Source organism: Candidatus Enterococcus myersii, assembly GCF_017316025.1.
Lineage (GTDB): Bacteria > Bacillota > Bacilli > Lactobacillales > Enterococcaceae > Enterococcus_C > Enterococcus_C montenegrensis.
The window spans coordinates 1-1,455 of the sequence record NZ_JAFLVT010000027.1 but is presented as its reverse complement, the minus strand read 5'-3'; the positions used below and the strand labels follow the sequence as shown (position 1 = coordinate 1,455).

The 1,455-nt window shown below is 37.9% G+C and carries 1 protein-coding gene and 1 pseudogene; both read right to left on the bottom strand.

What is annotated here, in order from left to right; genetic code table 11:
• Window positions 1-42: 42 nt before the first annotated feature.
• Window positions 43-975 (bottom strand): tagatose-6-phosphate kinase, encoded by a 933-nt coding sequence (locus JZO76_RS14085; protein ID WP_206905900.1) that lies wholly within the window; start codon window positions 973-975, stop codon window positions 43-45.
• A 32-nt stretch (window positions 976-1,007) separates the two neighbouring features.
• Window positions 1,008-1,455, bottom strand: a pseudogene (locus tag JZO76_RS14080) (RpiB/LacA/LacB family sugar-phosphate isomerase); the annotation flags it as partial.

Below are 1,455 nucleotides of genomic sequence, written 5' to 3'. Positions count from 1 at the left end.
TTTTTGCTTCTGTTGTCATTGTATATTCCTCCTAAAATTTTTCTATACTAAAGACACTTTTAATTGATCGAATAATTTTTGATAATTATCCAAATTAACGTGCCCCGTTACAGCTTCTTGCGCATTAAGCATACCCAAAACATTGGCTTTTTTCAAGATATCACTATCTGAATCACCGTTGTTTATTGCAGATGTCAAGCCGGCAACAGTAGAGTCCCCTGAACCAACTGGATTGACAACATCAATTTTTGGAATTTCAACACGATAAAACTTGTCATGATGTTTTGCAAAGGCTCCTTTTGCTCCCATCGAAACAACAATCCATTCAATCCCAGCAAACAATTCATCTTGTAGCGTTTCTTTTAAAGTATCAATATCATCAGGAACTTCTTTTCCTAATAAATCGGCTAACTCTTCTGTATTAGGTTTAATCAATAGTGGTTTTGCGTCACTTTCTAGCACTAATTTTAACGATTCCCCAGAACAGTCTAAAATGACGGGCTTGTTATTTTCGTTACAAATAGCGATCATTTTAGCGTAAAAATCTTTTGGCAAGCCGGCTGGCAAACTGCCAGAAAAAGATAAGATACTGGCTTTATTCACCAAATCAGCAAAATGAGTTAAAAAGACTTCTGCTTCTGCGGCTGAAATAACTGGTCCACTTTCTAAAATTTCTGTTTGCATCCCTTCATGTAAGACGGCAATGCAGTTTCTAGTTTCACCATTAATTTGGCTAAAAGAATGGGCAATATTGACCTCATCTAAATCTTTTTTGATACTCTCGCCTAAAAAACCACCTAATAGACCACTAGCTGTGACATCGTCTCCTAGTTGTTTTAAAACGCGGGTTACGTTTAGCCCCTTACCGCCAGCAGTTTTTTTTACGTTTGTTACACGATTGACTGTGTCCAGTTTAAACGTTTCAAGGGGATACGAGATATCAATCGATGGGTTCATCGTAATCGTTACGATCATAGCAATCCCTCCATTTATTTTTTAATCAATTATTAGTCGTGATATTCGCCACGATCCCATTTTGCTAAAAATTCATCGAAGTAATGCGCATCTGCTTGTTCTGGTTTTGGTCCTTCAACGGCATTAATTTTTTCAATTAACGCTTTGTTTTCTGGTGTTTCTTTATATTCTGCTTTAATGAAAGCTTCAATAATATCATTGATTAAAAATTCACCAGTAATTTTTCCACCAAAACCAATTACATTGGCATTTAATTGTTCTTTTGAATAAATGGCAGTCGTCATGTCCCGCACTAGGGCAGCACGTACACCGGGCACTTTATTGACAGAGTTTGTGATCCCAACGCCGGTACCACAAATCGTCACACCAAGGTCTTCAGCCCCGCTTGATACTGCTTCTCCGACGCGTTTACCGTAAAATGGAGATGGGGTCCCAGCGAAATCTTACGTGCCACAATCTATTGCTTCATAACCTTTACTT